The following is a 12,593-nucleotide window of genomic DNA, read 5'->3' on the forward strand; positions in this document are numbered from 1 at the left end:
CCTCGTACTGGACGTACTTGGGCTTTCGGCCGGTGCGGCGAGAGTGCGTGCCGGGCGTCGCGACGGGGCGAACGTTGCCTGCCGCGGCACTAGAGGCTCAGGGTGAAGAGGAGCCCGATCACCGCCAGGAAACTCATCCCCCGCGCTGATCGATCGGACACTCTGTGAGTTCTACTGGCTCCGTCGGGCAACTCCAGCCCGCCCGCCACGGTAACGCCGCGATCTAAGGCTTGAGGGCGAGCGTGCTTTCTGCACCTGGGCCGTGGTCGAGGTCCTCCGCGCCGCTGGTATCCGCATCGAGAAACTGCTCGAACCCAGCCACCACAGCCTGGTCCAATACCGGCTGCCGCCGGCCACCCCCTACGCGGCGTGCGTGCAGGCACCCGTGTCTGACTGGTCCGAAGACTGGCCGCTCTTGGTGTCAGCTGCTGTAGAGGGTGGGCAAATCGACCAGGAGGAGGTCGTCACGACGGTCGGCCAGGTCGACCAGGTCGGGGTAGAAGCCGTGCAGTGAGTACAGGGCCAGAGTGGCGGCAGCGGTGTCGTACCCCTGATCGGCGAGTAGGGCACGGATGCGTTCCAGGCGTTCCAGGTCACCGGTCCCCCGGCGGGCGGCGGTCGCCTTGGCCTCGCCCAGCAGCGCGATCCTCGCGCGGGGAGCCTGCGGGCGCTCGCCGGCGGCCAGGGCGATGACGTCGACCTCGTGCTTCGTCCGGGCGGCCTGGTCGGCGACCTCGGTGGTGCCCACCGGCCCGGGTAGTCCGCCGGGCAGCAGGGTGTGGGCGTAGCGGCGGGTGAAGTCGCGGGCCAGGTCCTCGAAGTGCGGTCCAAGGATCTTGGAGTTGAAGGTCGGTGCGGCCTGCTGCCACACCTGCTCGGCGAAACCCTGCTCCACAGCGCCGGCCTGTGGCAGGGTGACCAGCTGATTGAAGCGGATGACCGGGTCGGCGAGTGTGATGCCCGGGTGCCGGTGCCGGGCACGCAGGATGTCCTGCTCTCGCCGGATGTAGCCAGTCGACTCCAGCACACCGAGGGGGTGGGCGACGGCGTTGCGCGGGCGCTCCAGGGCGGCGCCGATCTTGCTGGGGGTGGTGGCGCCCTGCGCGATCGCGGTGAGGATGTCGTAGTACAGCGTGTGCTGCGTGATCCTCGGGTCCTCGCGCAGCAGGTACTCGGTCTCGGTACGCGAGTACACCGCACGTCCCGGATCGAGCAGCGTCCGGGTAAGCCAGGTGTCGAAGCCGTCGTCGGGATGCGGACGGGCAGCCACCGGCCGGTAGCCGGGGGCTCCGCCGAGGACCGAGTGCACCTTCAGCGCCGTCAGCGGGTCGGTGATCTGCCAGAAGTCCCGGCTGTCGCGGTAGTCGAAGGCCCCCAGCCGTAGATCGACCACTGCACGTCCCCGCAGCGGCTTGGTCCCCGAGAGCAGTTCGTGCATGACGCTCATCGTCGAGCCGCACAGGATCAGCCGAGGTCCCGGCCCGGCACCGGGCCGGGCGCCGCGCTGGCGCTCGTCGTAGAGATGCTGCAGCAGTCCCGGGATCTCGGGCGAGTGCTGGAGCAGATACGGCAACTCGTCGATCACCAGGAGCGGGTGTGCCGAACGGGCGGTCACCTCAAGGGCGTTGGACAGGACGTCACGCCAGTCGGTCAGGCGCAGGCTCCCTGTCCGCAGGCCGGCGTGGGCGGCGACCGCGTCACTGAACCGCTGGATCGCAGGAAGTCGCCCCTCCTCCCGGACCGCTGTGACGTACAGGCCGCCGACCTGCTCGGACAGGGCCTGCAGAAGGTACGACTTCCCATGCCGCCGCCGCCCGGACACGATGCCGAGCCGCATCGCCGGGTCCGGATCAGTGACGAATTCCGCGAGCAGATCCCACTCCCGGTCCCGGTCGACCACGTCCTCCGGCTTGGCCGGCAGGCTCTTCTTCACTCACCCTCCTGCACCCCGACTACGACGAATTTCGTCTAGGTCTACTTCGACAGAAAGCGTCGTACTGGAGTTCTCCTTGGCCTCGGCAGCCGACCTCGGGGGATTGGGCGGGATGACGCGACCGATGGAATCCCCGGATTCAAGCGCCCCGTCGCACCCATCGATGGGCACGAAGCAGCACCCTCCAGCAGCGAGACATCCACTTCTCGCGCGACAGCCCGCAGGGGCCGAGCCGACGGTTGGCCGCGTGGCCGACGCGTGACCAGTAGCGGCCAGGAACGGTCAGAAACACCTGGACGGGGGCTGGACCAGGCGGTAAACGAAAACCTGCATCCAGACGACAAAATGCCTGCTCAGAGGCCCTTTATGACCCAGGAAGGCCAGGGGTGGCGGCTTCGGCCGTTGCCTTGGCACAAGGAGTTACTTGCCCGTCGCCCTGTCCGAGGCCCCGTTCGCGGTCTCGTTCGTCGGCCTGTCCGCGGCCTTGTGGGTGGCCTCGGGCCTCTGGGGCTTCGCGGACTTCTCGGGCTTCGCGGACTTCTCTGCGTTCGGCGTCTTCTCGGCCTTCGGCCCGCCCTGCGCCGCGCAGTACGCCGGGACGTTCTCCTCGCCGCCCGCCGCCGTGACCAGCCGCTGCCAGGCCGTCGAGTCCAGCGCCTTGCCCGTCCCCCGTACGTTCTCGTAGGCGCGGCAATGGGCTTCGGTGTCCTTGGCGTTCGCGGGGCGCTCGCGGCCGGCGGGGGCGTCCGGGGCCCCGGAGGGGGCGGCGGACCGGGCCTCGGACGCCGTCGCCGTCGCCTCGGGGCGACGGGCGTCGCCGTCGCCGCCGTCCGTGGCGGAGCCGATCGCGGCGTACGCGGCGCCGCCCAGTGCGAGGCCGGCGACCGCCACGGAGAGCGTGGTCCGCAGCGAGCGGGCGGTGTGCCGGGCCGCCCGCGGCCGCCAGTCGTCCCGGCGCCGGGTACGGGCGGCCCGGAGCGCGCCCTCGTCACGGGCCGTCCGGAACGCGGCGACGGCCCGCAGCTCGCCGGTGTCCCGTACGGCGTCCGGGGCGTCGCTCTCGCGCAGGGCCGCCGCGAGCAGCGCCTCCACTTCGCCGTGCGGTCCGGATCCGGCGTCGCCAGGGTGCGCACGCCGACGGCCGCGGTCCGCGCCGCCGCTCATCCGTTCACCCATGTCCGCGTCCGCCTCTGTCCGGTTCGTTCTCTGTTCGGTTCGTTCGCGTGATTGCCCGTGAAAATGTTCGTGGGAACCTTCGTCGGAACGTTCGCCGTTCCTGATCGATACGGGCCGTGGCCGCCGCCGTTCACCTCGACTCCCCCAGCGTCCGGGGGCCGTCATCCGTCACACCTTCGCCCGCGCCGTCACCCGCGTCCTCGACGCCGAGCTGGCGGGCGAGCCGTTTCAGACCCCGGTGCGCGGCCGTGCGGACCGCGCCGGGGCGCTTGCCGAGGACGCGGGCGGCGGCGGGGCCGTCCAGCCCGACCACGACCCGCAGCAGCACCGCCTCGGCCTGGTCGCGCGGCAGCCCGCGGACCAGGTCCAGGGCACGCTCGGTGGACAGGGACTCCAGTGCCTGGTCGTGGGTGCTGTGCGGCCCGGGCAGGTCGAGGACGGCGTCCTGCTCCAGCACCGCCGAGCGCGGCCGCACCCGCAGCCGCCGCAGGTGGTCGAGGGCCCGGTGCCGGGCGATGGTCGCGGTCCAGCCGCGGAAGCCGGCACCGTCGCCCTTGAACCGGCCGAGGTCCCGGGCGATCTCCAGCCAGGCGTCGGAGGCGACGTCCTCGGCGTCGTCGCCGACGATGCCGCGCACATAGCCGAGCAGTCCGGGCTGCACGATCCGGTACGCGACGGCGAACGCCGCCTCGTCGCCGTCCTGGGCCCGTGCCACCGCCGCGCCCAGTTCCCCGTCGTACGGCTGTGCGCGCCGGGGTTCCCCTCCCTGGCCCAAGACTGTCCTCGTTCGTACGGAGTTCGTTGCGGGCGCGCGACTCCCCCGCCGGACGCCGGGTCCTGACGCGGCCGCGCTCCCACGGTCATCAGCGCCGGACCACACAGAAGTGTCACAGCGTGCGCACCCTTCGCTCGGCCGGGGAGCGCCGGATCGGCTCTCCCCAGTCCCAGCGGACGGCGCCCGCGAAACATCACAGGACGCCCCCGCGTCCCCTCGTCTCATCTCATCGCGTCCCGGCACAGCAGCCGTAGCGATCCGTGGCCGCCGAAGCAGCGGCGGGCCTCGTCGAGGGGTTCCCACAGGCGGCCGTCGGGGGTGCGGACCCAGTGGTCGCCGCCCGCGGCCCACCACTCGGCGCCGGTCTGCCGGACGATCACCTCGCCGGCATAGGCGCCGAGCCCGCGCAGGGTGTCCGCCGCGGCGGCGTAGGGCGTGGCCGCGCGCCGCAGGTCCTCGATCAGGCGGTCGACGCGCCACAGGCTCTGCGCGGAGTGGTCGAGGTGGCGCCGCATGCCGTCGGGCGCGGCGGCCACCGCCTCCGCGGCCCACCGCACGGGTCTCGTCGCGGCGGAGGGGCGGGGCGGCGGCGGTCCGGTCTGCTCGGTCGTCGTACGCGTCACACTCAGAAGAGCGAGGTCAGGCCGTGTTTTGTCACTCGCGTCCGGGCCCTCCCCGAGACCGGCGCAGAACCGGCCCGGCTCCCCCGCACGACGAGCACAGAAGTGATGCTTCCGCGCTCCCGTGCGCTCCTTGAGTGATGAGCGCGTACCTCCAGCTCCGCGCCGTGCCGCCTGCGGCACTGCGCAACAGCGCGACCTGGCTGCGGAAGCTGTTCGACGACGACCAGGACACCGTGCGGAACCGGATGAACCGGCACCGCGCGCGGACCCTCGACGGCCGCTACGGCGACCACCAGCTGCTCTACCCCGACGCCCCTGTCGTGCTCGGCGGGGAGCACGTCCACCGGGCCGGTTCGAAGGAGCCGCCGTGCGTGCTGCTGACGGTGGCCCAGACGATCCGGGTCGCCGGCTTCCTCGCGGAGAGCGACTTCGACGACCTGTGGCGCCCGGCCCGTGCCGAGCTGCTCCCCCGCTACGGCGGCGCGGCCGAGGAGACCCGCACCCGGGCCGCCTTCGCCTCGGCGCACCGGGAGCTGACGGCCTTCTACACCGCGACCGCCCGGCACCGGGACGCCGTCGTCAAGCGGCTGATGCCCGTGCCATGAGCAGCCCGGCCCCGCTCACCTACGTCCCCTGGCCCGCCGGGACACCACCGCGCGCAGCACCCGGCGGCCCTCCGTGGACACCTCCAGCGCCCGGCGCAGTCCGCCCGCGCCGTGGCCGGCGAGCACTTCCAGGACGGTGATCTGGCGGCGCAGTTCGGCGGCGACGAGGGGCGACATGCCCTCCGTACGGCCTTCGCGGCGGGAGTCGACCGGGGAGGCGTCCACGGGCCGGTCGAGGAGGCGGTGGATCTGGAGCGAGGCGACGGAGCAGGCGTCGGCCCACATCCGTACGCCGGCGTCGAAGCGGTCGTCCGGGGCGGCGGCCAGCATCCGGCGGACGAGCAGCACGGCCTCGTCGCCGTCCTCCCCGGGGCACTCCAGCCGGCCGCGCGCCTGCTCCAGCAGCTCGCCCCAGTCGGCGGCGTCGGAGGATTCCGTGAGGTTTCCCCACAGGGGTCGGAGGATGTCGTCGTCGCCCCCGAGCAGCGGCACGCACCGATCCAAACAAGCCAGCCCGCTGGCGGCCAGTCCGCGTTCGTCGGCCTGAGCGATCAGTTCCACCAGGCTCATCCACGCCTCCCTCGCCAGGGCGCCGACCTTAACGGAGCCCGCACTTCCCCTTACTGCGTGCGACGGGCCGGGAGTGTCACAGGCGAGGTTTCGGCCAACCGTGACTTCAGCCCGGACGTCAGTCCGCGCTTCAGTCCGGGCGTCAGTCCGCGCTTCAGTCCGGGCGTCAGTCCGGGCGTCAGTCCGGGCGTCAGCCCAGCCGTCCCGCCAGCGCCTTGAACTGCGTCCAGGTCAGGTCCGGAGTCCCCGCGTCCCACAGCTTCTGCGAGGTCGCCCGCAGCGGCATCCGGATGCCGGCGGCGACCTGCGCCTGCGTCTGGGAGTTCGCGAGGTCGCACCAGACCGCGAGGGAGCCGCCGAGGATCTGGGCGTCGTACTTCGCGGCCACCGGCGTCGTGCCGCGCAGCACCCGCGGGGTCCACTGCTCGTAGATGCGCTGCCCGGTCGGGTAGACGAAGGTCTGCGGCTCGCCGAGGACGTAGTACAGGTACTCGTCGTTGTAGTTGAGCACCTTGCGCCCGGCGCTCAGGTACTCCACCGGCTTCCGCGCCCCGATCTCCTTGCCCGTCCAGTACGCGACGACGAGGTCGGAGGCCGGCTTCACCGACGTCCCGCGGAAGAAGCCGTCGTTCCACACCCGCATGGTCCGGTCGTGGGCGCGGGCGGTGTCGGCGCGGTCGTTGAGCCAGCCGGTGGCGAGGTCGGCGACGCCCGCGCCGGCGCCGTACCGGGCCGTCGCGGCGGCGGCGAGCTGGGGGTAGGAGGCGGCGGGGCTGGACACGGTGAGGGCCTGGTACTCGTCGCCGCCGAGGTGCCAGTAGGCACCGGGGAACAGTCCCGCGTATTCGTTCAGCAGGTCGTCGAGGAGGTTCGCGGAGGCGTCCTTGGAGATGTCGATCGCCCCGCGGGTCGCCGACCCGCTCGCGTTGCGCAGCCGGAGTTCGGGGTGGGCGGCGAGGACGGCCCCCAGGTGCCCGGGCGAGTCGATCTCGGGCACGACGGTGATGTGCCGCTGCGCCGCCAGGGCGACGATGCTCTTCACCTGCGCCTTGGTGAGGTGCTCCTTGGCGACGATCTCCGGGTGGGTGTCGGACTCGATGCGGAAGGCCTGGTCGTCGGAGAAGTGCAGGCCGAGCTGGTTGAACTTCAGGTCGCCGAGCTCGCGCACCCGGTCCTCGATCCAGGCGGCGCTGAAGTTCTTGCGCGCGATGTCCAGCATGAACCCGCGCTGCGGCTTGGCCGGCTGGTCGCGGACGACGCCCTCCGGCGCCGTACCGCCGCTGTGCACTTCCTGCTTGAGGGTGCGGGTGCCGTAGAAGACGCCCGTGTCGGAGGGCCCGCTGACGGTGACCCGCCCGCCCTGCACGGTCATCGTGTACGACTCCGGGTTCGCGCCCTCGTCGTCGTTGAGCGCCAGCCGCAGGTCACCGGCGCGCACGTCGTCCTTCTCGCCCGCGTACGTCATTCCCAGCTCGCCCGCGATCAGCCGTCCCTCGTCGACGAGCCGGGAGTCGCTCACCACGACGCGCTTCGCGGTCGCCGGACGCCAGCCGGGGCCGCGCGCCGGGGTGTGGGAGCGGACGGCGGGGATGGTGCGAGGGGTGGTGGACAGCGCGTAGGAGCGGCTGGGCGTCGGGCTCGCGGCCGTGGCGGCGGCCGAGGTTCCCGCGGAGGTCGCGGCGGCGGCCTGCTGGGAGGCGGCCGACCCGGCCGGAGTCCCGTCGCCGCCTCCGGAGCCGGACGAGGCCCACAGCCCCGTCCCCACGCCGACCGCGGCGACCAGCCCGCCTGCCAGCAGCGCCCGGGGGACGACCCTCCGCCGCGACTTCTGCCGGTCTTTCCGATGCCTGTGCCTGCTCACTCCGCCAACCGTACGACGCTCATCCGGCGCAGGCGCGCCGAAGACCGCGCGATGGAGTCCATGACACGTTCTGAAACTCTCTCGTTCGGGTGAAATTCAGGCATCCGTCAGACACGTACTGACCGCTCTCGGTAACGTGACGACACATCTTTCACTGCATCCCCTGCCACCTCACTCGTGACGCGAGGATCCACGCTGCCTGCGCACCGCCTTTCCCACCTCTCCGGACGCCTCGCCATACCGGCACAGACCCGGACCTCACCCGCACCTCTGCTGGACGGCTTCAACTCCGCCTCCGCCGACGCGGCGCACCGCACCCTCCTCGCCTGCCTGCGCAGCCTCCGCTGGGCCCGCCGCGTGGCGGACCACCGCCCCTACCCGACGCTCGAGGCCCTCCTGGCCGCCTCCGACGAGGCCGCCTACGACCTGACCCCGGGCGACCTGGCGGAGGCGCTGGCGGCGGAGGACCTGCCCGCACTGCCCGAGGACGCCTACGAGGCGGCGCACATGGCGCTGGGCGCGGCCCACGCGGCCTACGAGGCGAAATTCGGACACACGTTCGTCATCTGCCTGGACGGCGTGCCGCAGGACGAGTCCCTGGACCACATCCTCGAAGCCATCCGATCACGATTGGCAAACGATCCGGAGGACGAGCGGGTCGTGGCAGCAGAGGAACTCCGCAGACTGGCAAAGCAGCGGTTGACCGACTCCCTGAGGGGCGCGGGGCTGTGACATCAGCGGCCGCACGCCGGGGCGTGACCAGCCACGACGGCGCGACACCCGGCCGATAACGGATCACCTCACCCCAGATGCCGCAAACCTCACCCATACGCGTGCCAGTTTGATCACACCGGTACTCCCGGCGTAAGCCCAGCGCCAGCGCGTCGCTACGATGCTGGGGGCCGGAGGACCGTACCCGGCCGGGCCCGTCCGACGCCGAAGCCGGCAGGCCCCAATCCCCGCTCCCGGAGGGTTCTTCCGTGCCGGCTGGAACGCTGTACCGCGGCCGGGAAGGAATGTGGTCCTGGGTGGCTCATCGAGTCACCGGCGTCCTCATCTTCTTCTTCCTGTTCGTACACGTGCTGGACACCGCTCTCGTGCGTGTCTCCCCCGAGGACTACGACAAGGTCGTAGCCACGTACAAGACCCCGATCGTCGCCGTGCTCGAGTACGGCCTCGTCGCCGCCATCCTCTTCCACGCGCTCAACGGTCTGCGGGTCATCGCCGTCGACTTCTGGTCGAAGGGCCCGCGCTACCAGAAGCAGATGCTCTGGAGCGTCGTGGGCCTGTGGCTCGTGCTGATGCTCGGGGCGATCTACCCCGTCCTCGGGCACGCCGCTCGTGAACTGTTCGGGAGCTGACACCGATGGCCACCACTGAAACCACCGCAGCCGGCATCGGCCCCGTCGAGGACGGCTCCGTCTACGACGTGGACAACCCGGCGCCCTTCATCGAGGCCCCGCGCAAGCGCACCAAGAAGACCCCGAAGTCCACCCGGGGCAACTTCGAGATGGCCGCATGGCTGTTCATGCGCCTGTCCGGCGTCGTCCTGGTCGTCCTGGTCCTGGGCCACCTGCTGATCCAGCTCGTACTGGACGGCGGCGTCTCCAAGATCGGCTTCGCCTTCGTGGCCGGCCGCTGGGCAAGCCCCTTCTGGCAGCTCTGGGACCTGCTGATGCTGTGGCTCGCGATGCTGCACGGCGCCAACGGCCTGCGCACGGTCATCAACGACTACGCGGAGCGCGCGAACACCCGGCTGTGGCTGAAGGGCCTGCTCTACACCGCCACGGTGTTCACCATCCTGCTGGGCACGCTGGTGATCTTCACCTTCGACCCGAACATCCGCTAGGCACGGGGTTGCGAGAATCATGAAGATCCACAAGTACGACACCGTCATCGTCGGCGCGGGCGGCGCCGGTATGCGCGCCGCGATCGAGTCGACGAAGCGCAGCCGCACCGCCGTGCTGACCAAGCTCTACCCCACCCGGTCCCACACGGGCGCCGCGCAGGGCGGCATGGCCGCCGCGCTGGCCAACGTGGAGGAGGACAACTGGGAGTGGCACACCTTCGACACGATCAAGGGCGGTGACTACCTGGTCGACCAGGACGCCGCCGAGATCCTGGCGAAGGAGGCCATCGACTCCGTCCTCGACCTGGAGAAGATGGGCCTGCCGTTCAACCGGACGCCCGACGGCACGATCGACCAGCGCCGGTTCGGCGGTCACAGTCGTAACCACGGCGAGGCCCCGGTCCGCCGGTCCTGCTACGCGGCCGACCGCACCGGCCACATGATCCTGCAGACGCTCTACCAGAACTGCGTCAAGCACGGCGTGGAGTTCTTCAACGAGTTCTACGTCCTCGACCAGCTGATCACCGAGGAAGACGGCGTCAAGAAGTCGTCGGGCGTCGTCGCGTACGAGCTCGCGACCGGCGAGATCCACGTCTTCCAGGCGAAGGCCGTGATCTACGCGTCCGGCGGCACCGGCAAGTTCTTCAAGGTGACGTCGAACGCGCACACGCTGACCGGTGACGGCCAGGCCGCGGTGTACCGCCGCGGGCTGCCGCTGGAGGACATGGAGTTCTTCCAGTTCCACCCGACCGGCATCTGGCGCATGGGCATCCTGCTGACGGAGGGCGCCCGCGGTGAGGGCGGCATCCTGCGCAACAAGGACGGCGAGCGCTTCATGGAGAAGTACGCGCCGGTCATGAAGGACCTCGCGTCCCGTGACGTCGTGTCCCGCTCCATCTACACGGAGATCCGCGAGGGCCGCGGCTGCGGTCCCGAGGGCGACCACGTCTACCTGGACCTGACGCACCTCCCGCCGGAGCAGTTGGACGCGAAGCTCCCGGACATCACCGAGTTCGCGCGCACCTACCTCGGCATCGAGCCCTACACGGACCCGATCCCGATCCAGCCCACCGCGCACTACGCGATGGGCGGCATCCCGACGAACGTCCAGGGTGAGGTCCTCAGCGACAACACCACGGTCGTCCCGGGTCTGTACGCGGCCGGCGAGGTCGCGTGCGTGTCGGTGCACGGCGCGAACCGGCTGGGCACCAACTCGCTGCTGGACATCAACGTGTTCGGCAAGCGGGCGGGCATCGCGGCGGCGGAGTACAGCCAGCGGGCCGACTACGTCGAGCTGCCGGAGAACCCCGCGCAGCAGGTGATCGACCAGGTGGAGCACCTGCGCGCCTCCACGGGCACCGAGCGGGTGGCGGTCCTGCGGCGCGAGCTGCAGGAGACCATGGACGCGAACGTCATGGTGTTCCGCACCGAGCAGACGATCAAGACGGCGGTCGAGAAGATCGCCGAGCTGCGCGAGCGCTACCGGAACGTGTCGATCCAGGACAAGGGCCGCCGGTTCAACACGGACCTGCTGGAGGCCATCGAGCTGGGCAACCTGCTCGACCTGGCCGAGGTCATGGCGGTGTCGGCGCTGGCCCGCAAGGAGTCCCGCGGCGGTCACTACCGCGAGGACTACCCGAACCGCGACGACGTCAACTTCATGCGCCACACCATGGCGTACCGCGAGGTCGGCGACGACGGCAGCGAGACCGTCCGTCTCGACTACAAGCCGGTCGTGCAGACCCGCTACCAGCCGATGGAGCGTAAGTACTGATGGCAACCCCTGTTCTGGACAAGGCGGACGCGGCCGGCCAGCCCGAGCCCGGCTTCGCCGACTCTCCCTACATCACGGTCACCCTGCGCGTGCGCCGCTTCAACTCCGAGGTCTCGGCGGAGGCCACCTGGGAAGACTTCCAGCTGGAGATCGACCCCAAGGAGCGCGTCCTCGACGCCCTCCACAAGATCAAGTGGGACATCGACGGCACGCTGACCTTCCGCCGTTCCTGCGCGCACGGCATCTGCGGCTCGGACGCGATGCGGATCAACGGCAAGAACCGCCTGGCGTGCAAGACGCTGATCAAGGACATCAACCCCGAGAAGCCGATCACGGTCGAGCCCATCAAGGGCCTGACGGTCCTGAAGGACCTGGTCGTCGACATGGAGCCGTTCTTCCAGGCGTACCGCGACGTGATGCCCTTCCTCATCACGAAGGACACCAACGAGCCGACGCGGGAACGCTTCCAGACGGCCGAGGACCGCGAGCGCTTCGACGACACGACGAAGTGCATCCTCTGCGCGGCCTGCACCTCCTCCTGCCCGGTGTTCTGGAACGACGGCCAGTACTTCGGCCCGGCGGCCATCGTGAACGCCCACCGCTTCATCTTCGACTCGCGTGACGAGGCGGGCGAGCAGCGCCTGGAGATCCTGAACGACAAGGACGGCGTCTGGCGCTGCCGCACCACGTTCAACTGCACGGACGCCTGCCCGCGCGGCATCGAGGTCACCAAGGCGATCGCCGAGGTGAAGAAGGCGCTGATCACGCGCCGTTTCTGAGTACTTCTGCGCTACGCCCCCGAGGGCCCCGTTTCCCGGTTCTGTGACCGGGGGCGGGGCCCTCGGGCGTTCAAACGCCCCGATCGGGTGAACCTGATCAAGAGGGACATCGGGGTGGCGTCCGGCCTACGATGATGCTCGCGAAACCGGACCACAGGAGGCACCTGATGTCCGCTGCACCCGTCGAGCGGCCTTACGGCGATCGTCCGCTCATCGCGGAAGCCAACCGGCTCATGGAGCGCAACCCGGGCTACCGCGTCGAGATCGTCGGAGGCCAGAACCTCGTGGGCCCAGCGCCGGACGGCCCTCGACCTCCGGGCAAAGGTCACGTCCTACGCCAAGGCCAAGATCCCCGTTTACGTCATCATCGACCGTCGGCATCAGCGCCTCCACGTCTTCACCGAACCGGTCCGGGACAGCTACGCGACCCATCACGTCCACACCGCCGGCGACTCGGTCACGCTGCCCGAATCGATCGGCGGCAAGGTCGTCCTGGACGTGAGCCGGCTGCTGGACGCAGGACGAGCGGAGACGAGCGACTGAGCCTCTGTCACCACTAGTGCCGCGGCAGGCAACGTTTGCCCGTCAAGGAGCGGCGTCCGGTGCGTGCTCTCGGCGTGCCGGCCGGAAGTCCTCGTACTGGACGTA

General features: G+C 70.6%; 12 protein-coding genes and 1 pseudogene. 7 read left to right on the top strand and 6 right to left on the bottom strand.

All coding sequences use genetic code 11. The features are described from left to right. Positions 1-421 precede the first annotated feature (421 nt). The 4 genes from AB0J04_RS43405 to AB0J04_RS43420 all read right to left on the bottom strand — a co-directional run bounded on the left by AB0J04_RS43405 (position 422) and on the right by AB0J04_RS43420 (position 4,507). Entirely contained in the window at positions 422-1,933 is a 1,512-nt protein-coding gene (locus AB0J04_RS43405; protein ID WP_363174234.1) for an ATP-binding protein, read from the bottom strand. 420 nt (positions 1,934-2,353) lie between these two features. Further along, positions 2,354-3,109, bottom strand: a complete 756-nt coding sequence (locus tag AB0J04_RS43410) for a hypothetical protein (protein ID WP_363174235.1) — start codon at positions 3,107-3,109, stop codon at positions 2,354-2,356. Positions 3,110-3,239: 130 nt separating this feature from the next. Beyond that, positions 3,240-3,884, bottom strand: coding sequence for an RNA polymerase sigma factor (locus AB0J04_RS43415; RefSeq protein WP_363174236.1), 645 nt, complete (start codon positions 3,882-3,884; stop codon positions 3,240-3,242). Positions 3,885-4,105: 221 nt separating this feature from the next. Then, the gene (locus AB0J04_RS43420; RefSeq protein ID WP_363174237.1) at positions 4,106-4,507 is read right to left on the bottom strand and encodes a hypothetical protein; all 402 of its coding nucleotides are present in this window, start codon (positions 4,505-4,507) and stop codon (positions 4,106-4,108) included. Positions 4,508-4,644: 137 nt separating this feature from the next. Between AB0J04_RS43420 and AB0J04_RS43425 the strand changes: the two genes are divergently transcribed. Then, a complete protein-coding gene (locus tag AB0J04_RS43425) occupies positions 4,645-5,112 on the top strand; it encodes a DUF1877 domain-containing protein (RefSeq protein ID WP_363174238.1) in 468 nt (155 codons plus the stop codon). Positions 5,113-5,127: 15 nt separating this feature from the next. On the opposite strand, the gene AB0J04_RS43430 is transcribed toward AB0J04_RS43425, so the two are convergent. Next, positions 5,128-5,682 (bottom strand): hypothetical protein, encoded by a 555-nt coding sequence (locus tag AB0J04_RS43430; RefSeq protein ID WP_363174239.1) that lies wholly within the window; start codon positions 5,680-5,682, stop codon positions 5,128-5,130. Positions 5,683-5,872: 190 nt separating this feature from the next. Beyond that, positions 5,873-7,477, bottom strand: a complete 1,605-nt coding sequence (locus tag AB0J04_RS43435) for a glycoside hydrolase family 20 protein (protein ID WP_363174244.1) — start codon at positions 7,475-7,477, stop codon at positions 5,873-5,875. 243 nt (positions 7,478-7,720) lie between these two features. Here AB0J04_RS43435 and AB0J04_RS43440 point away from each other — a divergent pair, with 243 nt between their 5' ends. The 6 genes and pseudogenes from AB0J04_RS43440 (at position 7,721) to AB0J04_RS43465 (ending at position 12,488) form a co-directional block, all read left to right on the top strand. Beyond that, a complete protein-coding gene (locus tag AB0J04_RS43440) occupies positions 7,721-8,275 on the top strand; it encodes a 2-oxo-4-hydroxy-4-carboxy-5-ureidoimidazoline decarboxylase (RefSeq protein WP_363174240.1) in 555 nt (184 codons plus the stop codon). A 248-nt stretch (positions 8,276-8,523) separates the two neighbouring features. Further along, on the top strand, positions 8,524-8,904 hold the full coding sequence (sdhC, locus tag AB0J04_RS43445; protein ID WP_351908706.1) for a succinate dehydrogenase, cytochrome b556 subunit: 381 nt from the start codon (positions 8,524-8,526) through the stop codon (positions 8,902-8,904). A 5-nt stretch (positions 8,905-8,909) separates the two neighbouring features. Next, complete coding sequence (locus AB0J04_RS43450; protein WP_363174241.1) at positions 8,910-9,392, top strand: succinate dehydrogenase hydrophobic membrane anchor subunit; 483 nt, start codon at positions 8,910-8,912, stop codon at positions 9,390-9,392. Between the two features lie 19 nt (positions 9,393-9,411). Continuing rightward, a complete protein-coding gene (gene sdhA / locus AB0J04_RS43455) occupies positions 9,412-11,166 on the top strand; it encodes a succinate dehydrogenase flavoprotein subunit (protein WP_363174242.1) in 1,755 nt (584 codons plus the stop codon). Then, positions 11,166-11,945 carry a succinate dehydrogenase iron-sulfur subunit gene (locus AB0J04_RS43460; protein ID WP_363174243.1) on the top strand — a complete coding sequence of 260 codons (780 nt, stop codon included), beginning with the start codon at positions 11,166-11,168 and terminating at the stop codon, positions 11,943-11,945. The genes sdhA and AB0J04_RS43460 overlap by 1 nt, the downstream gene beginning before the upstream one ends. A 167-nt stretch (positions 11,946-12,112) precedes the next feature. Further along, positions 12,113-12,488 (top strand): annotated as a pseudogene (locus AB0J04_RS43465) (Uma2 family endonuclease). Positions 12,489-12,593: the final 105 nt, after the last annotated feature.

Origin of the sequence: Streptomyces sp. NPDC050263 (assembly GCF_040655955.1) — a bacterium.
Lineage (GTDB): Bacteria > Actinomycetota > Actinomycetes > Streptomycetales > Streptomycetaceae > Streptomyces.

Excerpts from the sequence above, each read along its gene's own strand:
- AB0J04_RS43410 (WP_363174235.1), bottom strand. The coding sequence starts at position 3,109 with ATGGGTGAACGGATGAGCGGCGGCGCGGACCGCGGCCGTCGGCGTGCG.
- AB0J04_RS43425 (WP_363174238.1), top strand. The coding sequence starts at position 4,645 with ATGAGCGCGTACCTCCAGCTCCGCGCCGTGCCGCCTGCGGCACTGCGC.
- AB0J04_RS43430 (WP_363174239.1), bottom strand. The coding sequence starts at position 5,682 with ATGAGCCTGGTGGAACTGATCGCTCAGGCCGACGAACGCGGACTGGCC.
- AB0J04_RS43450 (WP_363174241.1), top strand. The coding sequence starts at position 8,910 with ATGGCCACCACTGAAACCACCGCAGCCGGCATCGGCCCCGTCGAGGAC.
- sdhA (WP_363174242.1), top strand. The coding sequence starts at position 9,412 with ATGAAGATCCACAAGTACGACACCGTCATCGTCGGCGCGGGCGGCGCC.
- AB0J04_RS43460 (WP_363174243.1), top strand. The coding sequence starts at position 11,166 with ATGGCAACCCCTGTTCTGGACAAGGCGGACGCGGCCGGCCAGCCCGAG.